Annotated in this window: 37 protein-coding genes and 2 pseudogenes; 36 read left to right on the forward strand and 3 right to left on the reverse strand. The window is 68.3% G+C overall.

Features of this window, described 5'->3' with window-relative positions:
* The first annotated feature begins 15 nt into the window (after window positions 1-15).
* The 30 genes from rplC (at window position 16) to truA (ending at window position 17,240) form a co-directional block, all read left to right on the forward strand.
* On the forward strand, window positions 16-660 hold the full coding sequence (rplC, locus tag ABZ659_RS28305; protein WP_031477844.1) for a 50S ribosomal protein L3: 645 nt from the start codon (window positions 16-18) through the stop codon (window positions 658-660).
* Window positions 661-668: 8 nt separating this feature from the next.
* The gene (gene rplD, locus ABZ659_RS28310) at window positions 669-1,328 is read left to right on the forward strand and encodes a 50S ribosomal protein L4 (RefSeq protein WP_360225274.1); all 660 of its coding nucleotides are present in this window, start codon (window positions 669-671) and stop codon (window positions 1,326-1,328) included.
* Complete coding sequence (rplW, locus tag ABZ659_RS28315; RefSeq protein WP_360225276.1) at window positions 1,328-1,747, forward strand: 50S ribosomal protein L23; 420 nt, start codon at window positions 1,328-1,330, stop codon at window positions 1,745-1,747. Before rplD ends, rplW begins: the two co-directional genes overlap by 1 nt.
* A gap of 38 nt (window positions 1,748-1,785) precedes the next feature.
* Entirely contained in the window at window positions 1,786-2,622 is an 837-nt protein-coding gene (gene rplB, locus ABZ659_RS28320; RefSeq protein ID WP_360225278.1) for a 50S ribosomal protein L2, read from the forward strand.
* Between the two features lie 12 nt (window positions 2,623-2,634).
* Window positions 2,635-2,916 carry a 30S ribosomal protein S19 gene (gene rpsS, locus ABZ659_RS28325; protein WP_003992359.1) on the forward strand — a complete coding sequence of 94 codons (282 nt, stop codon included), beginning with the start codon at window positions 2,635-2,637 and terminating at the stop codon, window positions 2,914-2,916.
* Window positions 2,917-2,959: 43 nt separating this feature from the next.
* Entirely contained in the window at window positions 2,960-3,307 is a 348-nt protein-coding gene (rplV, locus tag ABZ659_RS28330; RefSeq protein ID WP_019329637.1) for a 50S ribosomal protein L22, read from the forward strand.
* Window positions 3,307-4,140, forward strand: a complete 834-nt coding sequence (gene rpsC / locus ABZ659_RS28335) for a 30S ribosomal protein S3 (protein ID WP_360225280.1) — start codon at window positions 3,307-3,309, stop codon at window positions 4,138-4,140. The genes rplV and rpsC overlap by 1 nt, the downstream gene beginning before the upstream one ends.
* A 4-nt stretch (window positions 4,141-4,144) precedes the next feature.
* A complete protein-coding gene (gene rplP, locus ABZ659_RS28340; RefSeq protein ID WP_030967307.1) occupies window positions 4,145-4,564 on the forward strand; it encodes a 50S ribosomal protein L16 in 420 nt (139 codons plus the stop codon).
* A complete protein-coding gene (gene rpmC, locus ABZ659_RS28345; RefSeq protein WP_007494763.1) occupies window positions 4,564-4,788 on the forward strand; it encodes a 50S ribosomal protein L29 in 225 nt (74 codons plus the stop codon). The genes rplP and rpmC overlap by 1 nt, the downstream gene beginning before the upstream one ends.
* A complete protein-coding gene (rpsQ, locus tag ABZ659_RS28350; RefSeq protein WP_360225282.1) occupies window positions 4,785-5,075 on the forward strand; it encodes a 30S ribosomal protein S17 in 291 nt (96 codons plus the stop codon). Before rpmC ends, rpsQ begins: the two co-directional genes overlap by 4 nt.
* A gap of 98 nt (window positions 5,076-5,173) precedes the next feature.
* A complete protein-coding gene (gene rplN / locus ABZ659_RS28355) occupies window positions 5,174-5,542 on the forward strand; it encodes a 50S ribosomal protein L14 (RefSeq protein WP_003998823.1) in 369 nt (122 codons plus the stop codon).
* A gap of 2 nt (window positions 5,543-5,544) precedes the next feature.
* Window positions 5,545-5,868 carry a 50S ribosomal protein L24 gene (gene rplX / locus ABZ659_RS28360; protein ID WP_010036713.1) on the forward strand — a complete coding sequence of 108 codons (324 nt, stop codon included), beginning with the start codon at window positions 5,545-5,547 and terminating at the stop codon, window positions 5,866-5,868.
* Entirely contained in the window at window positions 5,868-6,425 is a 558-nt protein-coding gene (rplE, locus tag ABZ659_RS28365) for a 50S ribosomal protein L5 (RefSeq protein ID WP_053661885.1), read from the forward strand. Before rplX ends, rplE begins: the two co-directional genes overlap by 1 nt.
* Window positions 6,426-6,430: 5 nt before the next feature.
* Entirely contained in the window at window positions 6,431-6,616 is a 186-nt protein-coding gene (locus ABZ659_RS28370; protein ID WP_003956452.1) for a type Z 30S ribosomal protein S14, read from the forward strand.
* A 211-nt stretch (window positions 6,617-6,827) separates the two neighbouring features.
* Window positions 6,828-7,226, forward strand: a complete 399-nt coding sequence (gene rpsH / locus ABZ659_RS28375) for a 30S ribosomal protein S8 (protein WP_030046382.1) — start codon at window positions 6,828-6,830, stop codon at window positions 7,224-7,226.
* A gap of 24 nt (window positions 7,227-7,250) precedes the next feature.
* A complete protein-coding gene (gene rplF / locus ABZ659_RS28380) occupies window positions 7,251-7,790 on the forward strand; it encodes a 50S ribosomal protein L6 (protein WP_360225285.1) in 540 nt (179 codons plus the stop codon).
* 3 nt (window positions 7,791-7,793) lie between these two features.
* Complete coding sequence (gene rplR, locus ABZ659_RS28385; RefSeq protein ID WP_019753098.1) at window positions 7,794-8,174, forward strand: 50S ribosomal protein L18; 381 nt, start codon at window positions 7,794-7,796, stop codon at window positions 8,172-8,174.
* Window positions 8,175-8,215: 41 nt separating this feature from the next.
* Complete coding sequence (gene rpsE / locus ABZ659_RS28390) at window positions 8,216-8,821, forward strand: 30S ribosomal protein S5 (RefSeq protein ID WP_004984517.1); 606 nt, start codon at window positions 8,216-8,218, stop codon at window positions 8,819-8,821.
* Between the two features lie 2 nt (window positions 8,822-8,823).
* Window positions 8,824-9,006, forward strand: coding sequence for a 50S ribosomal protein L30 (rpmD, locus tag ABZ659_RS28395; RefSeq protein ID WP_003974250.1), 183 nt, complete (start codon window positions 8,824-8,826; stop codon window positions 9,004-9,006).
* Between the two features lie 2 nt (window positions 9,007-9,008).
* Window positions 9,009-9,464, forward strand: coding sequence for a 50S ribosomal protein L15 (gene rplO, locus ABZ659_RS28400; protein ID WP_067018996.1), 456 nt, complete (start codon window positions 9,009-9,011; stop codon window positions 9,462-9,464).
* 243 nt (window positions 9,465-9,707) lie between these two features.
* Window positions 9,708-11,021, forward strand: coding sequence for a preprotein translocase subunit SecY (gene secY, locus ABZ659_RS28405; protein ID WP_360225288.1), 1,314 nt, complete (start codon window positions 9,708-9,710; stop codon window positions 11,019-11,021).
* Window positions 11,021-11,686 (forward strand): adenylate kinase, encoded by a 666-nt coding sequence (locus ABZ659_RS28410; protein WP_360225290.1) that lies wholly within the window; start codon window positions 11,021-11,023, stop codon window positions 11,684-11,686. Before secY ends, ABZ659_RS28410 begins: the two co-directional genes overlap by 1 nt.
* A 133-nt stretch (window positions 11,687-11,819) precedes the next feature.
* Window positions 11,820-12,656 carry a type I methionyl aminopeptidase gene (map, locus tag ABZ659_RS28415; protein WP_360225292.1) on the forward strand — a complete coding sequence of 279 codons (837 nt, stop codon included), beginning with the start codon at window positions 11,820-11,822 and terminating at the stop codon, window positions 12,654-12,656.
* Window positions 12,657-13,005: 349 nt separating this feature from the next.
* On the forward strand, window positions 13,006-13,227 hold the full coding sequence (infA, locus tag ABZ659_RS28420; protein WP_003948620.1) for a translation initiation factor IF-1: 222 nt from the start codon (window positions 13,006-13,008) through the stop codon (window positions 13,225-13,227).
* Window positions 13,228-13,287: 60 nt separating this feature from the next.
* The gene (rpmJ, locus tag ABZ659_RS28425) at window positions 13,288-13,401 is read left to right on the forward strand and encodes a 50S ribosomal protein L36 (protein WP_003998809.1); all 114 of its coding nucleotides are present in this window, start codon (window positions 13,288-13,290) and stop codon (window positions 13,399-13,401) included.
* A gap of 207 nt (window positions 13,402-13,608) precedes the next feature.
* Window positions 13,609-13,989 (forward strand): 30S ribosomal protein S13, encoded by a 381-nt coding sequence (rpsM, locus tag ABZ659_RS28430; protein WP_037858429.1) that lies wholly within the window; start codon window positions 13,609-13,611, stop codon window positions 13,987-13,989.
* A gap of 67 nt (window positions 13,990-14,056) precedes the next feature.
* Window positions 14,057-14,461: a 30S ribosomal protein S11 gene (rpsK, locus tag ABZ659_RS28435; RefSeq protein ID WP_003956432.1), complete on the forward strand. Its 405-nt coding sequence runs from the start codon at window positions 14,057-14,059 to the stop codon at window positions 14,459-14,461.
* A 172-nt stretch (window positions 14,462-14,633) separates the two neighbouring features.
* Window positions 14,634-15,656: a DNA-directed RNA polymerase subunit alpha gene (locus ABZ659_RS28440; protein ID WP_067018978.1), complete on the forward strand. Its 1,023-nt coding sequence runs from the start codon at window positions 14,634-14,636 to the stop codon at window positions 15,654-15,656.
* A gap of 172 nt (window positions 15,657-15,828) precedes the next feature.
* Complete coding sequence (rplQ, locus tag ABZ659_RS28445; protein ID WP_360225295.1) at window positions 15,829-16,329, forward strand: 50S ribosomal protein L17; 501 nt, start codon at window positions 15,829-15,831, stop codon at window positions 16,327-16,329.
* A 74-nt stretch (window positions 16,330-16,403) separates the two neighbouring features.
* On the forward strand, window positions 16,404-17,240 hold the full coding sequence (truA, locus tag ABZ659_RS28450; RefSeq protein WP_360225297.1) for a tRNA pseudouridine(38-40) synthase TruA: 837 nt from the start codon (window positions 16,404-16,406) through the stop codon (window positions 17,238-17,240).
* Window positions 17,241-17,280: 40 nt separating this feature from the next.
* Here truA and ABZ659_RS28455 read toward each other — a convergent pair whose 3' ends face one another.
* Complete coding sequence (locus ABZ659_RS28455) at window positions 17,281-18,159, reverse strand: hypothetical protein (RefSeq protein ID WP_360225299.1); 879 nt, start codon at window positions 18,157-18,159, stop codon at window positions 17,281-17,283.
* Window positions 18,160-18,513: 354 nt separating this feature from the next.
* Between ABZ659_RS28455 and rplM the strand changes: the two genes are divergently transcribed.
* From rplM to ABZ659_RS28475, 4 genes are all read left to right on the forward strand, one after another.
* Complete coding sequence (rplM, locus tag ABZ659_RS28460) at window positions 18,514-18,957, forward strand: 50S ribosomal protein L13 (RefSeq protein WP_360225301.1); 444 nt, start codon at window positions 18,514-18,516, stop codon at window positions 18,955-18,957.
* Window positions 18,958-18,999: 42 nt separating this feature from the next.
* The gene (gene rpsI, locus ABZ659_RS28465) at window positions 19,000-19,512 is read left to right on the forward strand and encodes a 30S ribosomal protein S9 (protein WP_360225303.1); all 513 of its coding nucleotides are present in this window, start codon (window positions 19,000-19,002) and stop codon (window positions 19,510-19,512) included.
* A 524-nt stretch (window positions 19,513-20,036) separates the two neighbouring features.
* Window positions 20,037-21,395 carry a phosphoglucosamine mutase gene (glmM, locus tag ABZ659_RS28470; RefSeq protein ID WP_360225305.1) on the forward strand — a complete coding sequence of 453 codons (1,359 nt, stop codon included), beginning with the start codon at window positions 20,037-20,039 and terminating at the stop codon, window positions 21,393-21,395.
* 116 nt (window positions 21,396-21,511) lie between these two features.
* Window positions 21,512-22,030 carry a hypothetical protein gene (locus ABZ659_RS28475; protein ID WP_360225307.1) on the forward strand — a complete coding sequence of 173 codons (519 nt, stop codon included), beginning with the start codon at window positions 21,512-21,514 and terminating at the stop codon, window positions 22,028-22,030.
* Between the two features lie 16 nt (window positions 22,031-22,046).
* Here the strand turns inward: ABZ659_RS28475 and coaA are convergent, their stop codons facing one another.
* Window positions 22,047-23,015 (reverse strand): type I pantothenate kinase, encoded by a 969-nt coding sequence (coaA, locus tag ABZ659_RS28480; RefSeq protein ID WP_360225309.1) that lies wholly within the window; start codon window positions 23,013-23,015, stop codon window positions 22,047-22,049.
* A gap of 637 nt (window positions 23,016-23,652) precedes the next feature.
* Window positions 23,653-23,895 carry a hypothetical protein gene (locus ABZ659_RS28485; protein WP_360225311.1) on the reverse strand — a complete coding sequence of 81 codons (243 nt, stop codon included), beginning with the start codon at window positions 23,893-23,895 and terminating at the stop codon, window positions 23,653-23,655.
* A 31-nt stretch (window positions 23,896-23,926) separates the two neighbouring features.
* Here ABZ659_RS28485 and ABZ659_RS28490 point away from each other — a divergent pair.
* Both ABZ659_RS28490 and ABZ659_RS28495 read left to right on the forward strand, forming a co-directional pair.
* A pseudogene (locus tag ABZ659_RS28490) lies at window positions 23,927-24,235 on the forward strand (RICIN domain-containing protein); the annotation flags it as partial.
* A gap of 53 nt (window positions 24,236-24,288) precedes the next feature.
* Window positions 24,289-24,626: pseudogene (locus ABZ659_RS28495) on the forward strand (GyrI-like domain-containing protein); the annotation flags it as partial.
* Window positions 24,627-24,635: the final 9 nt, after the last annotated feature.

Genomic DNA, 24,635 nt, shown 5'->3' on the forward strand with positions numbered 1-24,635 from the left:
GGTCGTGGTCTGAGAATGGCTAAGCAGATCAAGGGCATCCTGGGCGAGAAGCTCGGCATGACGCAGGTGTGGGACGAGAACAACCGCGTTGTTCCGGTCACCGTCGTCAAGGCCGGGCCCAATGTCGTGACCCAGGTCCGTACGAACGACGCAGACGGCTACGAGTCCGTCCAGCTCGCCTTCGGCGAGATCGACCCGCGCAAGGTGAACAAGCCCCTCAAGGGTCACTTCGCCAAGGCCGACGTCACCCCCCGCCGCCACCTCGTCGAGATCCGTACCGCTGACGCCAGCGAGTACACCCTCGGCCAGGAAGTCACCGCCGAGGTCTTCGAGGCCGGTGTCAAGGTGGACGTGACCGGCAAGAGCAAGGGCAAGGGCTTCGCCGGTGTCATGAAGCGCCACAACTTCCGTGGCCTCGGCGCCGGACACGGTACCCAGCGCAAGCACCGCTCTCCCGGTTCCATCGGTGGCTGCGCCACCCCGGGCCGTGTGTTCAAGGGCCTCCGCATGGCGGGTCGCATGGGCAACGAGCGGGTCACCACCCAGAACCTGACCGTCCACGCCGTTGACGCGGAGAAGGGTCTGCTGCTCATCAAGGGCGCGGTTCCCGGTCCGAACGGCGGCCTCGTCCTGGTCCGCACCGCGGCCAAGGGGGCCTGAGGTAACCGATGAGCACTGTTGACATCCTTTCGCCGGCGGGCGACAAGGCCGGTACCGTCGAGCTCCCCGCGGAGATCTTCGACGTTGAGAAGGTCAGCATCCCGCTGATCCACCAGGTCGTCGTCGCACAGCTGGCCGCTGCCCGCCAGGGCACCCACAAGACCAAGACGCGCGGCGAGGTCCGCGGTGGCGGCAAGAAGCCGTACCGCCAGAAGGGCACCGGCCGCGCCCGTCAGGGTTCGACCCGTGCGCCGCAGTTCGCCGGTGGTGGCGTCGTCCACGGCCCGCAGCCGCGTGACTACTCGCAGCGCACCCCGAAGAAGATGAAGGCCGCCGCCCTGCGGCACGCCCTCACCGACCGGGCGCGTCACGACCGCATCCACGTCGTCTCCGGCGTGATCGACGGCGACAGCCCCTCCACCAAGGCCGCGAAGAGCCTGTTCGGCAAGATCAGCGAGCGCAAGAACCTGCTCCTGGTCATCGAGCGCTCCGACGAGGCCGCGTGGCTGTCCGCCCGCAACCTGCCCCAGGTGCACATCCTGGAGCCGGGCCAGCTGAACACGTACGACGTTCTCGTCTCGGACGACGTGGTCTTCACCCAGGCCGCTTTCGAGTCCTTCGTGTCCGGCCCGAAGGCCGTCACTGACACCGAAGGGAGCGAGGTCTGATGGCTATCCGTCACCCCTCCATCGCCTCGAAGGCCGCCAAGGCCGCCAAGGCCGCGCGCGTCGCCAAGGCGCGTCGTCAGGCCGCCGAGGGCAAGAACACCGTCGTCACCCCGGCCAGCAAGGCGTTCACGGACCCCCGTGACGTGCTGCTGAAGCCGGTCGTGTCCGAGAAGAGCTACGCGCTTCTCGACGAGAACAAGTACACGTTCATCGTCGCGCCGGGCTCCAACAAGACCCAGATCAAGGAGGCCGTGCAGGCGGTCTTCGACGTCAAGGTCACCGGGGTCAACACGATCAACCGCCAGGGCAAGCGCAAGCGGACCCGCACGGGCTTCGGCCAGCGTGCCGCCACCAAGCGCGCGATCGTGACCCTCGCCGAGGGCGACCGTATCGACATCTTCGGCGGTCCGTCCGCGTAAGCGGGTCGGATCGTCCGATATCGGACGAGGACTGAGAAATGGGAATCCGCAAGTACAAGCCGACTACGCCGGGCCGTCGTGGCGCCAGCGTCGCCGACTTCGTCGAGGTCACGCGGTCCACGCCGGAGAAGTCGCTGGTTCGCCCCCTGCACAGCAAGGGCGGCCGTAACAATTCCGGTCGTGTGACCGTCCGCCACCAGGGCGGTGGCCACAAGCGCGCCTACCGAGTGATCGACTTCCGTCGTCACGACAAGGACGGCGTGCCGGCGAAGGTCGCGCACATCGAGTACGACCCCAACCGCACCGCGCGCATCGCGCTGCTGCACTACGCCGACGGCGAGAAGCGCTACATCCTCGCGCCGCGCGGCCTGTCGCAGGGCGACCGCATCGAGAACGGCCCCGGGGCCGACATCAAGCCGGGCAACAACCTCGCCCTGCGCAACATCCCGGTCGGCACCACGCTGCACGCCATCGAGCTGCGGCCGGGCGGCGGCGCCAAGTTCGCCCGCTCCGCCGGCGCCTCGGTGCAGCTGCTCGCGAAGGAGGGCACCATGGCCCACCTCCGTATGCCGTCCGGTGAGATCCGCCTGGTCGACGTCCGCTGCCGCGCCACCGTCGGCGAGGTCGGCAACGCCGAGCAGTCGAACATCAACTGGGGCAAGGCGGGCCGCAAGCGGTGGCTGGGCGTTCGCCCGACCGTCCGTGGTGTGGTCATGAACCCGGTGGACCACCCGCACGGTGGTGGTGAGGGCCGGACCTCCGGTGGTCGTCACCCCGTGTCCCCGTGGGGCAAGAAGGAAGGCCGTACTCGTTCGCCCAAGAAGGCGTCGAACAAGTACATCGTCCGCCGCCGCAAGACGAACAAGAAGCGCTAAGGACGGGTTGAGATGCCTCGTAGCTTGAAGAAGGGGCCCTTCGTCGACGACCACCTGATCAAGAAGGTGGACGCCCAGAACGAAGCCGGCACCAAGAACGTCATCAAGACCTGGTCCCGACGCTCGATGATCGTGCCGGCCATGCTCGGCCACACGCTCGCGGTGCACAACGGCAAGACCCACATCCCGGTGTTCGTCACCGAGTCGATGGTCGGCCACAAGCTCGGCGAGTTCTCGCCGACGCGCACCTTCCGGGGCCACGTCAAGGACGACCGGAAGTCGAAGCGCCGCTAGCAGCGGATCGCATTCAGACACGTAAGTAACTGAAGGGACAACCATGGAAGCCAGGGCCCAGGCGCGGTACATCCGCGTCACGCCCATGAAGGCCCGCCGCGTGGTGGACCTCATCCGTGGCATGGACGCCACGGAGGCCCAGGCTGTTCTGCGATTCGCTCCGCAGGCAGCCTCCGTGCCGGTCGGCAAGGTGCTCGACAGCGCCATCGCCAACGCCGCGCACAACTACGACCACACCGACGCCGACAGCCTCTACATCTCCGAGGCGTACGTCGACGAGGGCCCGACCCTGAAGCGGTTCCGTCCGCGCGCCCAGGGCCGTGCCTACCGGATCCGCAAGCGGACCAGCCACATCACCGTGGTCGTCAGCAGCAAGGAAGGAACCCGGTAATGGGCCAGAAGGTAAACCCGCACGGGTTCCGGCTCGGTGTCACGACCGACTTCAAGTCGCGTTGGTACGCCGACAAGCTGTACAAGGACTACGTCAAGGAAGACGTCGCCATCCGTCGGATGATGACGTCCGGCATGGAGCGCGCCGGTATCTCCAAGGTGGAGATCGAGCGTACCCGTGACCGCGTCCGCGTCGACATCCACACCGCGCGTCCGGGCATCGTCATCGGCCGCCGCGGCGCCGAGGCCGACCGTATCCGCGGCGACCTGGAGAAGCTGACCGGCAAGCAGGTCCAGCTGAACATCCTCGAGGTCAAGAACCCGGAGACGGACGCTCAGCTGGTGGCCCAGGCCGTCGCCGAGCAGCTGTCCTCCCGCGTCTCCTTCCGCCGTGCGATGCGCAAGAGCATGCAGTCGGCGATGAAGGCGGGCGCCAAGGGCATCAAGATCCAGTGCGGTGGCCGCCTCGGCGGCGCCGAGATGTCCCGCTCGGAGTTCTACCGCGAGGGCCGCGTGCCCCTGCACACGCTCCGCGCGAACGTCGACTACGGGTTCTTCGAGGCCAAGACGACCTTCGGCCGCATCGGTGTGAAGGTCTGGATCTACAAGGGCGACGTCAAGAACATCGCCGAGGTCCGCGCCGAGAACGCCGCAGCCCGCGCGGGTAACCGCCCGGCCCGCGGTGGCGGCTCCGACCGCCCGGCCCGTGGTGGCCGCGGTGGCGAGCGGCGCGGTCGCAAGCCGCAGCAGTCCGCCACGGCTGCCGAGGCCAACAAGGCGGAGGCCCCGGCCGCCGCCGCGGCCGAGCCGAGCGCTGCCGGAAAGGAGAGCTGACCCCATGCTGATCCCCCGTAGGGTCAAGCACCGCAAGCAGCACCACCCCAAGCGCAGCGGCGCTGCCAAGGGTGGGACGACGGTTGCGTTCGGCGAGTACGGCATCCAGGCGCTCACCCCGGCGTACGTGACGAACCGTCAGATCGAGGCCGCTCGTATCGCCATGACGCGTCACATCAAGCGTGGTGGCAAGGTCTGGATCAACATCTACCCGGACCGCCCGCTCACCAAGAAGCCCGCCGAGACCCGCATGGGTTCCGGTAAGGGTTCGCCGGAGTGGTGGATCGCCAACGTCAAGCCCGGACGCGTGATGTTCGAGCTGTCGTACCCCAACGAGAAGATCGCCCGTGAGGCGCTCACGCGTGCGGCCCACAAGCTGCCGATGAAGTGCCGGATCGTCAAGCGCGAGGCAGGTGAAGCGTGATGTCGGCCGGTACCAAGGCGTCCGAGCTGCGCGAACTGGGCAACGAGGAGCTTCTGGCGAAGCTCCGCGAGGCCAAGGAAGAGCTGTTCAACCTCCGCTTCCAGGCGGCGACGGGCCAGCTCGAGAACCACGGCCGTCTGAAGGCGGTCCGCAAGGACATCGCGCGGATCTACACCCTGATGCGCGAGCGTGAGCTGGGCATCGAAACGGTGGAGAACGCATGAGCGAGAACAACGTGACCGAACAGAAGACCACCGAGGCGCGCGGCTTCCGCAAGACCCGTGAGGGTTACGTCGTCAGCGACAAGATGGACAAGACCGTCGTCGTCGCCGTCGAGGACCGCGTCAAGCACGCCCTGTACGGCAAGGTCATCCGCCGTACGAACAAGCTCAAGGCGCACGACGAGCAGAACGCCGCGGGTGTCGGCGACCGCGTCCTCCTGATGGAGACCCGGCCGCTGTCCGCGACGAAGCGCTGGCGCGTCGTCGAGATCCTCGAGAAGGCCAAGTAATTCCTGCGGGGCAAACCCGGCAGGTCAGTTCCGCCAGGCTCGGCAGGGGCTCGTAACACGGCCCCTGCCGGGAACCGGCAGACAAACAGGAGATAGACGTGATCCAGCAGGAGTCGCGACTGCGCGTCGCCGACAACACTGGTGCGAAGGAGATCCTTTGCATCCGTGTGCTCGGTGGCTCCGGTCGCCGCTACGCGGGCATCGGTGACGTCATCGTCGCCACCGTCAAGGACGCGATCCCCGGTGGCAACGTGAAGAAGGGTGACGTCGTCAAGGCGGTCATCGTTCGCACCGTCAAGGAGCGCCGCCGTCCGGACGGCTCGTACATCCGCTTCGACGAGAACGCCGCCGTCATTCTGAAGAACGACGGCGACCCTCGCGGCACCCGTATCTTCGGCCCGGTCGGCCGTGAGCTGCGCGAGAAGAAGTTCATGAAGATCATCTCGCTCGCGCCGGAGGTGCTGTAAGCATGAAGATCAAGAAGGGCGACCTGGTCCAGGTCATCACCGGCAAGGACAAGGGCAAGCAGGGCAAGGTCATCGCGGCCTTCCCGCGCGAGGACCGCGTCCTGGTCGAGGGTGTCAACCGGGTCAAGAAGCACACCAAGGCCGGTCCGACCGCTCGCGGTTCGCAGGCCGGCGGCATCGTCACGACCGAGGCGCCGATCCACGTCTCCAACGTCCAGCTGGTCGTGGAGAAGGACGGCAAGAAGGTCGTCACGCGTGTCGGCTACCGCTTCGACGACGAAGGCAACAAGATCCGCGTTGCCAAGCGGACGGGTGAGGACATCTGATGGCGACCACCACCACTCCGCGTCTGAAGACGAAGTACCGCGAGGAGATCGCGGGCAAGCTGCGTGACGAGTTCAAGTACGAGAACGTCATGCAGGTTCCCGGCCTCGTCAAGATCGTGGTCAACATGGGTGTGGGCGACGCCGCCCGCGACTCCAAGCTGATCGAGGGCGCCATCCGCGACCTCACCACGATCACCGGTCAGAAGCCGGCCGTCACCAAGGCCCGCAAGTCCATCGCGCAGTTCAAGCTGCGTGAGGGCCAGCCGATCGGTGCCCACGTCACGCTCCGTGGCGACCGCATGTGGGAGTTCCTGGACCGCACCCTGTCGCTCGCGCTGCCGCGCATCCGCGACTTCCGCGGCCTGTCCCCCAAGCAGTTCGACGGCCGTGGCAACTACACCTTCGGTCTCACGGAGCAGGTCATGTTCCACGAGATCGACCAGGACAAGATCGACCGCGTCCGGGGTATGGACATCACCGTGGTCACCACGGCGACCAACGACGCTGAGGGCCGCGCGCTCCTTCGTCACCTCGGCTTCCCCTTCAAGGAGGCGTGAGCGAGATGGCGAAGAAGGCTCTGATCGCGAAGGCTGCTCGCAAGCCCAAGTTCGGCGTGCGTGCGTACACCCGCTGCCAGCGCTGCGGTCGTCCGCACTCCGTGTACCGCAAGTTCGGCCTCTGCCGCGTGTGCCTTCGTGAGATGGCTCACCGTGGCGAGCTGCCGGGCGTGACCAAGAGTTCCTGGTAGTCCTGTACTTCGGGACCCCGGAAACTCTCGGTAAGTAAAGGGCGATGTCAGGCGCCCGCCCCTCCATGGCTTAGGCTAGGAGGGTTGGGCGCCTGGACGCCCGTACGACTTACTACGCCGTAGGTCCACCGCGCCGCACCCGTCCCGTCTCGGATCGGGGAGAGGGATGGCGCACCAGGAAACCCCGGCGAGAGAGGCCGAAGGCCAATTCATGACCATGACTGATCCGATCGCAGACATGCTGACTCGTCTGCGGAACGCGAACTCGGCGTACCACGACTCCGTGACGATGCCGGCGTCCAAGATCAAGTCTCACATCGCGGAGATCCTCCAGCAGGAGGGCTTCATCACGGGCTGGCGCGTCGAGGACGCGGAGGTCGGCAAGAACCTCGTCCTGGAGCTGAAGTTCGGCCCCAACCGTGAGCGCTCCATCGCGGGCATCAAGCGGATCTCCAAGCCCGGTCTCCGGGTGTACGCGAAGTCCACCAACCTGCCGAAGGTGCTCGGCGGCCTGGGCGTGGCGATCATCTCCACGTCGCACGGGCTCCTCACCGACAAGCAGGCCGGCAAGAAGGGCGTGGGTGGGGAAGTCCTCGCCTACGTCTGGTAGCGGAAGGGAACGGAGGAAACAGCTATGTCGCGCATCGGCAAGCTCCCCATCGCGGTTCCCGCCGGCGTGGACGTCACCATCGACGGCCAGACGGTTTCGGTCAAGGGTCCCAAGGGCCAGTTGACCCACACCGTCGCGGCGCCGATCGAGATCGCCAAGGGTGAGGACGGCGTGCTCAGCGTCACCCGCCCCAACGACGAGCGTCAGAACAAGGCCCTGCACGGCCTGTCCCGCACGCTGGTGGCGAACATGATCACCGGCGTGACCCAGGGTTACGTGAAGAAGCTCGAAATCAGCGGTGTCGGTTACCGCGTTGTCGCCAAGGGCTCGAACCTGGAGTTCTCCCTCGGTTACAGCCACCCGATCGTGGTCGAGGCCCCCGAGGGCATCACCTTCAAGGTCGAGGCCCCCACCCGTTTCTCGGTCGAGGGCATCGACAAGCAGAAGGTCGGCGAGGTCGCGGCCAACATCCGCAAGCTGCGCAAGCCCGACCCGTACAAGGCCAAGGGCGTCAAGTACGAGGGTGAAGTCATCCGCCGCAAGGTCGGAAAGGCGGGTAAGTAAGCCATGGCATACGGGCAGAAGATCCTGAAGGGCGACGCCTACAAGCGCGCCGCGATCAAGCGCCGCCACATCCGGATCCGCAAGCGGATCAACGGAACGGCGGAGCGCCCCCGTCTGGTCGTGACCCGCTCCAACCGTCACATCGTGGCGCAGGTGATCGACGACCTGAAGGGTCACACCCTGGCGTCGGCGTCGTCCCTGGACGCGTCGATCCGCGGTGCCGAGGACAAGTCCTCGCAGGCCAAGAAGGTCGGCGCCCTGGTCGCCGAGCGTGCCAAGGCCGCCGGTGTCGAGGCCGTCGTGTTCGACCGTGGTGGCAACCAGTACGCCGGGCGCATCGCCGCCCTGGCGGACGCCGCCCGCGAGGCCGGGCTCAAGTTCTGAGCCGGTTCCGTAGCTAGCGGAAACAGAGAGAGGTAATTCCAATGGCTGGACCCCAGCGCCGCGGTGGCGGTGCCGGTGGCGGCGAGCGGCGGGACCGGAAGGGCCGTGACGGCGGCGCTGCTGCCGCCGAGAAGACCGCGTACGTTGAGCGCGTGGTCGCGATCAACCGCGTCGCCAAGGTTGTGAAGGGTGGTCGTCGCTTCAGCTTCACCGCGCTGGTCGTGGTGGGCGACGGTGACGGCACCGTGGGTGTCGGTTACGGCAAGGCCAAGGAGGTGCCGGCCGCCATCGCCAAGGGTGTGGAGGAGGCCAAGAAGCACTTCTTCAAGGTCCCCCGGATCCAGGGCACCATCCCGCACCCCATCCAGGGTGAGAAGGCTGCCGGCGTCGTGCTGCTCAAGCCCGCGTCGCCCGGTACCGGTGTGATCGCCGGTGGTCCGGTGCGCGCCGTGCTGGAGTGCGCCGGTATCCACGACGTGCTGTCGAAGTCGCTCGGCTCCGACAACGCCATCAACATCGTGCACGCGACCGTGGAGGCCCTGAAGGGCCTGCAGCGTCCCGAGGAGATCGCGGCCCGCCGCGGTCTGCCGCTGGAGGACGTCGCCCCCGCGGCCCTGCTGCGTGCGCGTGCCGGGGCGGGTGTGTGATCATGGCGCAGCTCAAGATCACGCAGGTCAAGTCCTACATCGGCAGCAAGCAGAACCACCGTGACACCCTGCGCTCCCTTGGTCTCAAGGGGATCAACACGCAGGTCGTCAAGGAGGACCGCCCCGAGTTCCGCGGCATGGTGCACACCGTCCGCCACCTCGTGACGGTCGAGGAGGTCGACTGATCATGGCGGAGAACAACCCGCTCAAGATCCACAACCTCCGTCCCGCCCCGGGCGCCAAGACCGCCAAGACCCGTGTCGGTCGTGGTGAGGCGTCGAAGGGTAAGACGGCCGGTCGTGGTACGAAGGGCACGAAGGCCCGTTACCAGGTTCCGGAGCGCTTCGAGGGTGGCCAGATGCCCCTCCACATGCGTCTTCCGAAGCTGAAGGGCTTCAAGAACCCGTTCAAGACCGAGTACCAGGTCGTGAACCTCGACAAGCTGGCCGCGCTCTACCCCGAGGGTGGCGAGGTCACCGTCGAGGGTCTGGTGGCCAAGGGCGCTGTGCGCAAGAACAGCCTCGTCAAGGTCCTCGGCCAGGGCGAGATCTCCGTGGCGCTGCAGGTGACGGTCGACGCCGTCTCCGGCTCCGCCAAGGAGAAGATCACCGCCGCCGGCGGTACCGTCACCGAGCTCGTCTGAATTCCACAGGCGTCTCGATGACTTGAGCGATCCCGACCGGGGATACCCCACAAATGGGGTATCCCCGGTTGGTCGTTCCTAGGTGGCAGTCTCGCCGGTAAGGTGGCCTGCACTGCCAACTTTCACCGGGGTACCTCACGCGGGCACTCCGGGGGGCGGTTGGCCGTTATCTCAGTCGTTGTTTCATTGGACCTTCAAGACCGTCACCCTTGACGCAGATGCGCGGGGGTCGCAGGAGGCACCGTGCTCACCGCGTTCGCCCGGGCGTTCAAGACGCCCGACCTGCGCAAGAAGCTGCTGTTCACGCTCGGCATCATCGTGGTGTACCGGGTCGGTACGCACATCCCGATCCCGGGTGTCGACTACCGGAGCGTCCAGACCTGTATCGACGTCGCCGAGGGCAACCAGGGTCTGTTCGGCCTGGTCAACATGTTCAGTGGCGGTGCGCTGCTCCAGATCACGATCTTCGCGCTCGGCATCATGCCGTACATCACCGCGAGCATCATCCTTCAGCTGCTGACGGTGGTGATCCCGCGACTGGAGGCCCTGAAGAAGGAGGGCCAGGCCGGTACCGCGAAGATCACGCAGTACACCCGTTACCTGACGGTGGCGCTCGCCGTGCTCCAGGGCACCGGCCTGGTGGCCACCGCCCGCAGCGGCGCGCTGTTCAGCGGCTGCCCGGTCGCCTCGGAGATCGTCCCGGACCGCTCGATCTTCGTCACCATCACCATGGTGATCACGATGACCGCCGGTACGGCCGTCGTCATGTGGCTCGGTGAGCTGATCACCGACCGCGGCATCGGCAACGGCATGTCGATCCTGATGTTCATCTCGATCGCCGCGACCTTCCCGTCCGCGCTGTGGGCCATCAAGCAGCAGGGCTCGCTGGCCGGCGGCTGGATCGAGTTCGGCACCGTCATCGCGGTCGGCCTGGTCATGGTCGGCCTGGTGGTCTTCGTCGAGCAGGCCCAGCGTCGCATTCCGGTGCAGTACGCGAAGCGCATGATCGGCCGCCGGTCCTACGGCGGCACGTCCACCTACATCCCCCTCAAGGTGAACCAGGCGGGTGTGATTCCCGTCATCTTCGCCTCGTCGCTGCTGTACATCCCCGCCCTGATCGCCCAGTTCTCCAGCGGCAACTCGTCGTGGAAGACCTGGATCGAGGGTCACCTTGTCAAGGGCGACCACCCGCTTTACATCAGTATGTACTTCTTGCTCATCGTGTTCTTCGCGTTCTTCTACGTGGCGATCTCCTTCAACCCCGAGGAAGTCGCGGACAACATGAAGAAGTATGGTGGCTTCATCCCGGGCATCCGGGCTGGCCGACCGACCGCCGAGTACCTCAGTTACGTACTCAACCGGATCACCTGGCCGGGTTCGCTGTACCTGGGTCTGATCGCTCTCGTACCAACAATGGCGTTGGTCGGTTTCGAGGCAAACCAGAACTTCCCGTTCGGCGGTACCAGCATCCTGATCATCGTGGGTGTCGGTCTGGAGACGGTGAAGCAGATCGAGAGCCAGCTCCAGCAGCGCAATTACGAAGGGTTCCTCCGCTGATGCGAATCGTCCTCGTCGGGCCACCGGGCGCGGGCAAGGGTACGCAAGCCACCCGCCTTGCCGAGAAGCTGTCGATCCCGCACATCTCCACGGGCGACCTGTTCCGCGCCAACATCAGCCAGCAGACGGAGCTGGGGAAGCTCGCCAAGTCCTACATGGACGCGGGCAACCTCGTGCCGGACGAGGTCACCATCGCGATGGCCAAGGACCGGATGGAGCAGCCCGACGCGGAGAACGGCTTCCTGCTGGACGGCTTCCCGCGCAACGTCTCGCAGGCCGAGGCGCTGGACGAACTGCTGACGGCGGAGCACATGGAGCTGGACGCGGTGCTCGACCTGGAGGCCCCCGAGGACGAGGTCGTCAAGCGGATCGCCGGCCGGCGCATCTGCCGCAAGGACTCCAGCCACGTCTTCCACGTCACCTACAGCGCCCCCAAGAAGGAGGGCGTGTGTGACGTGTGCGGCGGTGAGCTGTACCAGCGCGACGACGACTCCGAGGCGACGGTCCGCACCCGGCTGGAGGTCTACCACACGCAGACCGAGCCGATCATCGACTACTACAAGGCGCAGGGCCTGGTCGTCACGATCAACGCCCTGGGTCCGGTCGACGAGGTCACGGGCCGCGCGCTGGAGGCGCTGAAGCGTCAGGGCGACGCCGTCCAGTAGGCATCGCCGTCCATACGGTGTCGCAGCCGCGGTTCCCGGAACTCGGGACCGCGGCTGCGGCGCGGTAGCGCCCGTATCGTTGGTGTAGTCCCCTCCCTGGCCCCGCCCCCGGTCGAAGAAAGGCCCCGTCCCCATGGTGCAGATCAAGAACCCCGAGCAGATCGCGAAGATGCGTGAGGCGGGGCTGGTCGTCGCCGCCGTCCACGCGGCCACCCGGGAGGCCGCGGTGCCCGGCGCGACGACGAGGGATCTGGACGAGGTCGCCCGCAAGGTGCTCGCGGAGCACGGCGCGAAGTCGAACTTCCTGGGGTACGGCGGCTTCCCCGCCACCATCTGCACCTCCGTCAACGAGGTCGTCGTCCACGGCATCCCCTCCGAGGACGTCGTGCTGAAGGACGGCGACATCATCTCCGTGGACGCCGGTGCGATCATCGACGGCTGGCACGGGGACGCGGCGTACACCGCCTTCGTCGGCTCCGGTCACGCGCCGGAGCTCGTCGAGCTGTCCCGGGTGACCGAGGAGTCGATGTGGGCCGGGATCGCGGCGATGAAGCAGGGCCACCGGCTCGTCGACATCTCCCGCGCCATCGAGACGTACGTCCGCCGCCAGCCGAAGCCCGGTGGCGGCCGGTACGGGATCATCGAGGACTACGGTGGCCACGGCATCGGCTCCGAGATGCACATGGACCCGCACCTGCTGAACTACGTCGACCGTAAGCGCGGCAAGGGCCCCAAGCTGGTCCCCGGCGTCTGCCTCGCCATCGAGCCGATGCTCTCCCTGGGCACCGCGAAGACGGAGGTCCTGTCGGACGACTGGACGGTCATCACGACCGACGGCACCTGGTCCTCGCACTGGGAGCACTCCATCGCCCTGACCCCGCAGGGCCCCCTGGTCCTGACGGCCCCCGACGGCGGCAAGGCCAAGCTGGCGGAGTACGGCATCACGGCGGCACCGGACCCGCTGGCCTGACGGCGGCGGGGTCGCGTCCGCTGGTCGGAGGCCAGCGCAGCCGCGCGAAGCCAGTGAGGCGCGCCAGCGCCGAGTGCCCGCGAGGGCGGCGTCGGGGAGTCGGTCGGCGGCAAGGCCAAGCCGGCGGAGTACGGCATCACGGCGGCACCGGACCCGCTGGCCTGACGGCGGCGCGGTCGCGTCCGCCCGACCCGCTCGCATGATGATCTCCGTCATGGGGCAGGATTGCTCGATTCGTCTTTCCGGGTGCGCTGACGTAGACTGACTCGTCGGCTCCCGTGCACCCGCATGTCCACATGTTCGTCGGTGTGACGGAGTCGACCAAGGTAGTCGATTCGAAGGGCGAAGCGTGGCCAAGAAGCAAGGTGCCATCGAGATCGAGGGCACTGTCGTCGAGTCTCTGCCGAACGCGATGTTCAAGGTCGAGCTCCAGAACGGCCACCAGGTCCTGGCACACATCAGCGGCAAGATGCGTATGCACTACATCCGCATCCTCCCTGACGACCGGGTCGTGGTGGAGCTGTCTCCGTACGACCTGACGCGTGGCCGGATCGTCTACCGCTACAAGTAGATCTTGCCCGCGCCCCGCTTCCGAGCGGAGCGATGGCACTGACCCGGAGAACCTCACCCCATGAAGGTCAAGCCGAGCGTCAAGAAGATCTGCGACAAGTGCAGGGTGATCCGCCGTCACGGCCGGGTCATGGTCATCTGCGAGAACCCGCGCCACAAGCAGCGCCAGGGCTGACCGTAGATCCATCCCTCTGCTTCCGCAGAGATTCGCGCGACGCGAGCTGAGTTACATGTTCATACGCAGGACCCAGGCGCACCGCGCCTGACACCCCCGGTTCGGAGGCTGGGGACCCAGGCCGTACCTACTCTTTGAAACAGAAGACGCCGGCGGCTGGGAGTCGGTCCTGCGGAAGACCTCCGAAGATCAAACTGGAGCCATTGAATGGCACGCGTTTCCGGTGTTGACATCCCGCGCGAAAAGCGTGTGGAGGTCGCCCTCACCTACGTGTTCGGCATCGGCCGGACCCTTTCGCAGCAGACGCTGGCCGCTACCGGCGTCGACCCGAACACCCGCGTCCGCGACCTCTCCGAGGAGCAGCTCGTCGCGATCCGCGAGTACGTCGACAACAACATCAAGACCGAGGGTGACCTCCGTCGTGAGATCCAGGCCGACATCCGCCGCAAGGTGGAGATCGGTTGCTACCAGGGTCTCCGTCACCGCCGCGGTCTGCCCGTCCGCGGTCAGCGCACCAGCACCAACGCCCGCACCCGCAAGGGCCCGCGTCGCGCCATCGCCGGCAAGAAGAAGCCGGGCAAGAAGTAGTCCGCAGCGGACTTCGCCGTCCAGCGGTCTTCGCTGTAGGACCGACCACCTCCCGTAGGAGTTATAGATGCCCCCCAAGGGTCGTCAGGGCGCTGCCAAGAAGGTGCGCCGCAAGGAAAAGAAGAACGTCGCTCACGGCCACGCGCACATCAAGAGCACGTTCAACAACACCATCGTCTCGATCACCGACCCGTCGGGCAACGTGATCTCCTGGGCCTCCGCCGGCCACGTCGGCTTCAAGGGCTCCCGGAAGTCCACCCCGTTCGCCGCGCAGATGGCCGCCGAGTCGGCTGCCCGTCGTGCGCAGGAGCACGGGATGCGCAAGGTCGACGTGTTCGTGAAGGGCCCGGGTTCCGGTCGCGAGACCGCGATCCGCTCGCTCCAGGCGACGGGTCTCGAGGTCGGCTCCATCCAGGACGTCACCCCGACCCCGCACAACGGCTGCCGTCCGCCGAAGCGCCGCCGGGTCTGACCCAGGTGTACGCGGTCGCGGTCTCCGCGTGAGCGGAGGTCTCCCGCGCCGCCGAGTCTGGGACTCGGTTGTCTTGAGGATTCGGGCGGTACGGCCCTTCGGGGCGTACCGCCCGTACCCTTGTCTCATCAGGGCGTCAAATAGCGGGCGCCCCTGACAGAAGGAACGCACCATGCTGATCGCTCAGCGTCCCTCGTTGACCGAAGAGGTCGTCGACGAGTTCCGCTCCCGGTTCGTGATCGAGCCGCTGGAGCCGGGCTTCGGCTACACCCTCGGCAACTCCCTCCGCCGTACCCTCCTGTCGTCGATCCCCGGCGCTGCTGTCACCAGCATCCGCATCGACGGCGTCCTGCACGAGTTCACCACCGTGCCGGGCGTCAAGGACGACGTCACCGACCTGATCCTCAACATCAAGCAGCTCGTGGTCTCCTCGGAGCACGACGAGCCCGTCGTGATGTACCTGCGCAAGCAGGGCCCGGGTCTGGTCACCGCCGCCGACATCGCGCCCCCGGCCGGTGTCGAGGTGCACAACCCCGACCTCGTCCTCGCCACGCTCAACGGCAAGGGCAAGCTGGAGATGGAGCTGACCGTCGAGCGCGGTCGCGGCTACGTCTCCGCCGTGCAGAACAAGCAGGTCGGCCAGGAGATCGGCCGTATCCCGGTCGACTCGATCTACTCGCCGGTCCTCAAGGTGACGTACAAGGTCGAGGCCACGCGTGTCGAGCAGCGCACCGACTTCGACAAGCTGATCGTCGACGTCGAGACCAAGCAGGCCATGCGTCCGCGTGACGCCATGGCGTCGGCCGGCAAGACCCTGGTCGAGCTGTTCGGTCTGGCGCGTGAGCTGAACATCGACGCCGAGGGCATCGACATGGGTCCGTCCCCGACGGACGCCGCCCTCGCCGCGGACCTGGCGTTGCCGATCGAGGAGCTGGAGCTGACGGTCCGCTCCTACAACTGCCTCAAGCGTGAGGGCATCCACTCCGTGGGTGAGCTGGTCGCGCGCTCCGAGGCGGACCTGCTGGACATCCGCAACTTCGGTGCGAAGTCCATCGACGAGGTCAAGGCGAAGCTCGCCGGGATGGGTCTCGCGCTCAAGGACTCGCCTCCCGGTTTCGACCCGACCGCCGCCGCGGACGCGTTCGGCGCGGACGACGACGCGGACGCCGGGTTCGTGGAGACCGAGCAGTACTGACCGTCTCCGCGGCCGGTCCGTCGGGGCTGGTCGTGCGGTTCACCGCGTCCCCTCCGGGGGCGCGGTCCCTTCCGGGGTTCGGAAGAACCCCGGATCTCTGACAGACAACCGTCTGCTCAGATACTGACCCCGGTACCTGACACGGCCGGGGCAGACACCTAGGAGAAACACCATGCCGAAGCCCACCAAGGGTGCCCGTCTGGGCGGCAGCGCCGCGCACGAGAAGCTGATGCTCGCGAACCTCGCGAAGTCGCTCTTCGAGCACGGCAAGATCAAGACCACCGAGGCGAAGGCCCGCCGCCTGCGCCCGTACGCGGAGCGTCTGATCACCAAGGCGAAGAAGGGCGACCTTCACAACCGCCGTCAGGTGCTCCAGGTCATCACGGACAAGGGCATCGTGCACACGCTCTTCACCGAGATCGGCCCGCGCTACGAGAACCGGCCCGGTGGTTACACCCGTATCACCAAGATCGGTAACCGCCGTGGCGACAACGCGCCCATGGCCGTCATCGAGCTGGTCGAGGCGCTGACCGTCGCCCAGGAGGCCACGGGTGAGGCCGAGGCCGCCACCAAGCGTGCGGTCAAGGAAGACGCCCTCAAGAAGGACGAGGTCGTCGAGGACGCCAAGCCGGAGGCCGAGGAGGCCGCCGCCGAGGAGTCCAAGGACGCCTGAGTCCGACCCGCGTCACGACGGGCCCGCCCCCTGCTCGGGGGTGGGCCCGTTCGCGTACCTGAGAGGATTCCGGTGTGAGTGACGAAGTACAGCCCGGTCATGTCCGTATCCGCCTCGACCTGTCCTACGACGGGACCGCCTTCTCCGGCTGGGCCAAGCAGGCCGGGGGGCGGCGGACCGTCCAGGGCGAGGTCGAGGACGCGCTGCGGACGGTCACGCGGGCGGGGGAGCGGACGTACGAGCTGACGGTCGCCGGGCGGACCGACGCCGGGGTGCACGCGCGGGGTCAGGTGGCCCACGTCGACCTGCCCCGTGAGGTGTGGGCGGAACAGGGCGCCAAGCTGCTGAAGCGGCTCGCGGGGCGGCTGCCGAGGGACGTGCGGGTCTGGGCCCTGCGGGAGGCGCCCAGCGGCTTCAACGCGCGGTTCGCGGCCGTGTGGCGGCGGTACGTCTACCGGGTCACCGACAACCCGGGGGGCGTCGACCCGCTGCTGCGGGGGCACGTGCTGTGGCACGACTGGCCGCTGGACGTCGCCGCGATGGACGCCGCGGCGAAGTCGCTGGTCGGCGAGCACGACTTCGCGGCGTACGCGAAGAAGCGCGAGGGCGCGACGACGATCCGGGAGATCCTCGACTTCGGGGTGCGCCGGAACGCGGACGGCGTCGTGGAGGTCGAGGTCCGCGCGGACGCCTTCTGCCACAACCAGGTGCGCGCCATGGTCGGCGCGCTGCTGTTCGTCGGCGACGGGCACCGGACGGTGGAGTGGCCGCGGAAGGTGCTGGAGGCGCGGGTACGGGACAGCGCGGTGCACGTGGTCCGGCCGCACGGGCTGTGCCTGGAGGAGGTCGGCTATCCGGCGGACGGCCTGCTGGCGGAGCGCAGCCGCGTCGCCCGCAACCGGCGGGCGTGAGCCGGACCACGCCCGGGGCGCCCGTCGGTCCCGGGGCGGGTCACTCGCTGGCCGCCGCCGACGCCTGGGCCTCGCCACGGCGGCGGATCTGCCGGAAGGTGAACTCGGCCAGGTCGTCGCCGGCGGAGAAGACGGCCGTGTCCTTGGTGGTGACGTCCTTGCCGTTGGTGAAACCGGCGAGGGTGAAATAGGCGTACCGGCCGTAGGAATTGGTCGTCGAACGGCAGACCGCGCCGGTGCAGAACGGCTTCACACCGCCGCCGGACAGCGCGCGGACGATGCTCTTGGTGTCGGTCTGGCCCTTGGCCCTGGTGGCCCGCGCCTCGGTGTCGAAGACGGCGACGCCGACCGTGACCGCGACCCCGTCCCTGGTGTAGGTGACCCGCATCAGCCGGGTGCAGTCCTGGGCCTGGAGGACCTTCGGCAGGGTGCCCTGCGCGGCCGAGGAGCAGGTCGTCGTGTCGGCGGTCGGGCCCTTCTTGTAGACCGTGTCACCCATGGTCAGCTGGGTGCCCGGGAACAGGGTCTGCGGGCTGAGCTCGGCCTTGTCCTTCTTCGCGCTGGAGATGAAGTCCTTGGGGTCCAGCGGCGGCGGCGCGGAGGTCGGCTCGAACGACGGCGCGGCCGGGCTGCTCGGCAGGTCGGCCGTGGCGGGCACCTGCGAGGACGGCCCCTTGGCGGCCGGGTCGCCGCCGTTCGCCGACATGACGGCCACCGCGACGGCGGCGCCGATCGCGACGGTGGCCACCGCGCCCCCGCCGATCAGCAGCAGTCGGCGCCGTTTGTTGCGCGCCTCGGAGGCCTCGGCCAGCGCGGCCCAGTCCGGGGTCTGGTCGCCGCCGCTGTTCCACGGCTGCTGCTGGGAGTGCGGTTTCCAGGGATCCCACTGCGACTGAGGTCCCCCCTGCCCAAAGCTCATGGGCCGCATCTTAGACGGGCGGCGCCGCGCGCCGACCCGGGTCAACAACCCCTGGGGGCGCCGGGGTTCGAGCGCCGGGAGAGTCGGTCACCCTCCGTGTCCGGTGGGGCGTGTACGGTGGCGGCGGGTGTCCGGCGTGCGCTCGTTTTGACCCGTCCGGGCGGCCCCGGTATCCTGCTGGTTCGTTGTGTATTGGCTTGCTCATTCTCACGGGACGGGCCCTTACACCGGTCCACCGGGCCGATGACCAGCGACCCCACGCACGCGGTATGCGTCGCCGCCGTGGGCACAGGCTGTCGTGATCGTTTCGGTGACCTTGTCAGGACCATTCACTCGAAGCGAAGGCTACGAACCGTGCGTACGTACAGCCCCAAGCCCGGCGATGTGACGCGCCAGTGGCACGTCATCGACGCTCAGGACATCGTCCTGGGCCGTCTCGCCTCCACCGCCGCGTCCCTTCTGCGGGGCAAGCACAAGCCGATCTACGCGCCGCACGTCGACACCGGTGACTTCGTCATCATCATCAACGCCGACAAGGTGCACCTGTCCGGCAACAAGCGGACCCAGAAGATGGCGTACCGCCACTCCGGCTACCCGGGTGGTCTGCGCTCCGTCCGCTACGACGAGCTGCTCGACAAGAACCCCGAGAAGGCCATCGAGAAGGCCGTCAAGGGAATGCTCCCCAAGAACACTCTGGGCCGTCAGATGCTCTCGAAGCTGAAGGTCTACAAGGGTGACCAGCACCCGCACGGCGCGCAGCAGCCGCAGCCGTACGAGATCACCCAGGTCGCGCAGTAAGTCCGGCCACCCCCTAAGACTGAAGAGAATCTGAGGAGAATCGTGGCCGAGACCACTGCCGAGCAGCCGCTCGAAGAGCTTGACATCGACAGCTACACCACCGAGTCCGAGGTCCCCGTCGAGGGTGAGTACACCTCGGAGTCCATGGCCTCCCGCTTCGGCGAGGCCCAGCCCGCCGCCGGCCTGGGCCGTCGCAAGAACGCCATCGCCCGTGTCCGGATCGTCCCGGGCACCGGCAAGTGGAAGATCAACGGCCGCACCCTTGAGGACTACTTCCCCAACAAGGTGCACCAGCAGGAGGTCAACGAGCCCTTCAAGGTGCTCGAGCTGGAGGGCCGCTACGACGTCATCGCCCGCATCGCGGGTGGCGGTGTCTCGGGTCAGGCGGGCGCCCTGCGCCTGGGCGTGGCCCGCGCGCTGAACGAGGCCGACGTGGACAACAACCGTGGTCCGCTGAAGAAGGCGGGCTTCCTGCGCCGCGACGACCGTGCGGTCGAGCGCAAGAAGGCCGGTCTGAAGAAGGCCCGCAAGGCTCCGCAGTACAGCAAGCGCTAATCCACGGCTTGCGGGACTGTGCGGCGGATCAGGCCGCGGGAAGCCAGCGGTAGCCCATAGACGCAGGCGAGCGGGGCCTGGTGCGTCCAGCTGCAAGGCGGAGGAGGGAGTCGACGCGGAGCGTCGGCGACTGACCACAACGCGGCAGATGGGCGTGCCAGGCCCCGCGTCTGCGGCATGGTCCGCTGGACAGGCCCTACTCCGAACGCCCCGGCGGCACGCCATTGTGCTGTCGGGGCGTTCGTGTATCACGGCCATCGGGCGTATAACGTCACAAGGTGCTCAAAGGCTGATGTGATGAGCTGGTACGGCCACCGGAGCCGCGTGTGTGGCCCCGCCGGTCTGCCGTGACTCGCGGGCTTATGGGTCTACGGGTTTTTGGGCTTACGGGCCTACCGGCCTACCGGCCTATGGGTCTGTGGGCCTCGGGCCTACCGGCCTATGGGTCTGTGGGCCTCGGGCCTATGGGTCTACGGGCCGCAGTGGGCGGCGGCTTCGGAACTGACGTTTCCTCAGGAGGACAAGTGGGACGACTCTTCGGCACGGACGGCGTGCGGGGTGTCGCCAACGCGGATCTGACGGCCGAGCTGGCGCTCGGTCTCTCCGTCGCGGCGGCACACGTACTGGCCGAGGCGGGCACCTTCGCGGGCCACCGGCCAACGGCGGTGGTCGGACGGGACCCGCGTGCGTCCGGGGAGTTCCTGGAGGCCGCCGTGGTGGCGGGCCTCGCCAGTGCCGGCGTGGACGTGCTGCGGGTCGGCGTGCTGCCGACCCCGGCCGTGGCGCACCTGACCGGCGCGCTCGGCGCCGACCTCGGCGTGATGCTCTCCGCCAGCCACAACGCCATGCCGGACAACGGCATCAAGTTCTTCGCCCGCGGCGGGCACAAACTCGCCGACGAGCTGGAGGACCGTATCGAGGCCGTCTACGAGGAGCACCGCACGGGTGAGCCGTGGCAGCGTCCCACCGGCGCCGGCGTCGGCCGGGTGCGGACGTACGACGAGGGTGTGGACCTGTACGTCGAGCACCTCCTCGGCGTCCTCCCGAACCGCCTCGACGGGCTGAAGATCATCCTGGACGAGGCGCACGGCGCCGCCGCGCGGGTCTCCCCGCTGGCGTTCACCCGCGCCGGGGCCGAGGTCGTCACCATCGGTGCCGAACCCGACGGCCTCAACATCAACGACGGCTGCGGCTCCACGCATCTCGACCAGCTCAAGGCCGCCGTCCTCGCGCACGGCGCCGACCTCGGCATCGCGCACGACGGCGACGCCGACCGCTGCCTGGCCGTCGACCACACCGGCGAGGAGGTCGACGGGGACCAGATCCTGGCCGTGCTGGCGCTGGCGATGCGGGAACGTTCCGCGCTGCGCGAGGAGACCGTCGTCGCGACCGTCATGTCCAACCTGGGGTTCAAGCTCGCCATGGAGCGCGAGGGCATCCAGCTCGTCCAGACGGCGGTCGGCGACCGGTACGTCCTGGAGAAGATGAAGGAGCGCGGCTACGCCCTCGGCGGCGAGCAGTCCGGCCACGTCATCGTGCTGGACCACGCCACCACCGGCGACGGCACCCTCACCGGCCTGCTGCTGGCCGCGCGGGTGGCGCAGACGTCCCGTCCGCTGCGGGAGCTGGCGTCCGTGATGGAACGCCTCCCGCAGGTGCTGATCAACGTCCCCGACGTGGACAGGTCCCGCGTCGGCACCTCCGCCGACCTGATCGCGGCGGTCACCGAGGCGGAACGGGAGCTGGGCTCCACGGGCCGCGTCCTGCTCCGGCCGTCGGGGACCGAGCCGCTGGTGCGGGTGATGGTGGAGGCCGCGGACATCGACCAGGCGCGGTCGGTGGCGGGACGGCTGGCGGACGTGGTGAAGTCGGCGCTGGGCTGACGTTCCCGCACCGTGCCCCTGCCCTGACCTTCACCTCTTCGTGATCGTCCCGATGATCGTCCGGGACCTGCGCTCACTACGGTGCGTGAAGAAGGCAGCGAGGCGAGGAGCACCCGGTGACAGGCAACCGAGGCAGGCGTCGTACGGCGGTGGCGGTGGCGGTGGTGCTGGCGGGCGTCGGGGCGGCCGGGGCCGTCGGTACGGCGGTGGCGGCGACTGGCACCGGCTCGGCGCTGGCCGGGAATGGCGGGCGGGTCGCCTCGGCAGTCGCCCAGCAGGCGTGGGCGCAGCGACTGGCTGTCTGGGAGGCAGGGCAGGCGGCGGCCTACGAGGCAGCGGTACGGCAGGCGGCGCGGGACGCGGACCGGGCGGCGGCGCTGGCTCGTACGGGGTCGTCCTCGGTGGTGGCGGCGGAAGCGGAGCCGACCGCGAACGGTACGGCACCCACCGGCACGGGCACGGGAGCAGGAACGGGAACGGCTGACGACTCGATGGCCGAGCGGATCGCCGCGGCCCTCGCCAGTCCGGCCCCCCGCCCCGAGACCGATGCCGAGGCCGACCCGGAAGTCCAGCAGGCCGTGGAGGACTCCATGACCGAGCCGGTCGCGGACCTGACCTACAGCCCCGCGCCCTGACCGACCGCGGGGCGGGTCACAGCTTCCGCAGACTCAGCCTCTGCACCTTGTGGTCGGGTCCCTTGCGCAGCACGAGCGTGGCCCGGCCGCGCGTCGGGGCGACGTTCTCGACGAGGTTCGGCTTGTTGATCGTCCGCCAGGTGGTACGGGCGTAGTCGAGGGCCTCGTCCTCCGACACCTGGGTGTACCTGCGGAAGTACGAGGACGGGTTCTGGAACGCGGTCTCGCGCAGCTTGCGGAAGCGGCTGAGGTACCAGCGTTCGATGTCCTCGGTGCGTGCGTCGACGTAGACGCTGAAGTCGAAGTAGTCGGCGAGGCCGACCCGGGTGCGGCCGTCGCTGCCGGGCAGGGCGGGCTGGAGGACGTTCAGCCCTTCGACGATGAGGATGTCCGGCCGCCGTACGACGAGCTTCTCGTCCGGGACGATGTCGTAGATGAGGTGGGAGTAGACGGGGGCGGTGACCTCGGCCTTCCCCGCCTTGATGTCGGCGACGAAGCGGGTGAGCGCCCGGCGGTCGTACGACTCGGGGAAGCCTTTGCGTGACATGAGCCCGCGCGCCTGCAACTCCCTGGTGGGCAGCAGGAACCCGTCCGTGGTGACCAGCTCGACGCGTGGGTGCTCGGGCCACCGCGACAGCAGCGCCTGGAGCAGCCGGGCCACGGTCGACTTGCCCACCGCGACCGACCCGGCGACCCCTATCACGAACGGCGTCCCGGCCTGGGACCCCTGCTCGCCGAGGAAGGTGTTCAGCGCGCCGCGCAGCCCGTCGGTGGCGCCGACGTAGAGATTGAGCAGCCGGGAGAGCGGGAGGTAGATGTCCCGCACCTCGTCGAGGTCGATGACGTCCCCGAGCCCGCGCAGCTTCTCCACCTCCTCGGCGGACAGCGGCAACGGCGTCTTGTCACGCAGCGCGCTCCATTCCGCCCGCGTGAGATCGACGTAGGGAGTCGCCTCCGGCCTGTGCCGGTGGGCGCTCCGGGGCATCGAGGAGACCGGAGAGATCACAGTCCATTGTTAACGGGATCGGATCCGGGTGCGGGGTGGGGTATGTCACGTGTGCGACGGTCTCAGGGCAGCTTGCGCAGAACCGCCCCGTGTCAGGTAGAGACTCCGGCACCGACTGGTACACGGCCGAGACGTCGTACTCGCCCTTCGGCGAAGTGCTCCGCACGGTCAGCGGCGAACACCCGAGCCGGGTCTGGACGACAAACCTCTTCGACGAGTCGACGGGTGAACTGACCCGCAGCATCGTCGACCGCGAGTCGACCAGTGACACGACCGCGGTCATGGGAAACCGGGTCAACTCGCGCACGTACGCGTACGACCCGGCGGGCAACGTCACCTCCATCGCCGACCGCGCGAACGAGGTCACCGACCGCCAGTGCTTCAGCTACGACACCCTGGGCCAGCTGACCGAGGCCTGGACGGCTCCCAGAACCACGTGCACGGCCGAGGGCAGGGCGGCGGCGGCCCCCCGCTACTCCGACGGCACGCTCAACGTGACGGGCGCGAACGCGGGTTACTGGACGTCGTACCGCTATGACGCGGTGGGCAACCGCGAGACGCTGGTCGAGCACGACACCGGCGGGGACAGCTCGAAGGACGCCACGACGTCGTACACCTACGGCGCCCCCGACGGCACCCAGCCGCACACGCTGACGGGCATGTCCGCCACCCGTACGACACCCGAAGGAGCCCAGGTCACCACCGAGGCGTCCGCGACGTACGACGCCTCGGGCAACACCCGCACCCGGTCCGCGGACGGCGACGAACAGGCGCTGACGTGGACGTGGGACGGCCAGGTCGAGACGGTCACCGGCTTCGGCGAGAACGGCGCGGGGGCCTGGCTGGGCCTGACGGACAAGTGCCTGGACCTGTCCGGGGGCTCGACGGTCGTGGGGACCGCGGTCCAGCTCTACTCCTGCAACGGTTCCAAGCCCCAGAAGTTCCGCATCGACGCACCCGCCGGAGCGTCCGACGCGGCAACCGGCGCCCTGAAGGTCCTGGGCGTCTGCGTGGTGCCCGCGGGCGGCGCCACGGCCGTGGGCACCAAGGCGGTGGTCGCGGAGTGCACCGGGGCCGCGAACCAGCGGTGGACGGCCACCTCCGAGGGCACGCTCAAGCACGTCGAGTCCGGTCTCTGCCTGGACGTACCCGATTCCAACAGCGCCTCCGGCACCGACCTGTGGCTCTACACCTGCAACAGCAGCGACGCCCAGATCTGGACTCCCGACAAGGAGACGCGCTACACCCCGGTCAGGAGCCGGAGGGCATCGTCGCGGTCTGTGACGACCTGGACCCGAGCCGTGCCGAGGGCACCGAGCTGGGCTACTACCAGGGGGTCGTCACCTCGGCCGCCGCCGCCGACGTCCCGGAGGGCGCGGTGGCGCTGCCCGTCCCGGCCGGTACGTGGGCGGTGTTCACCGCCTCGGGTCCGGCGCCGGGGGCGATCCAGTACCTGTGGAGTGGTTCCCGTCGAATCCGTACCGCAGCCGCCCGGGTCCGGAGATCCTGCGCACCCGGATGTAACCGGACGGGGCGGAGGCCGAGGCGGAACTGCGGCTTCCGGTGGAGCGGGAGCCGGTCCGGGTCTGACTCTCGCCT

It is taken from the genome of Streptomyces sp. NPDC006997 (assembly GCF_040635175.1).
Classification (GTDB): Bacteria; Actinomycetota; Actinomycetes; order Streptomycetales; family Streptomycetaceae; genus Streptomyces.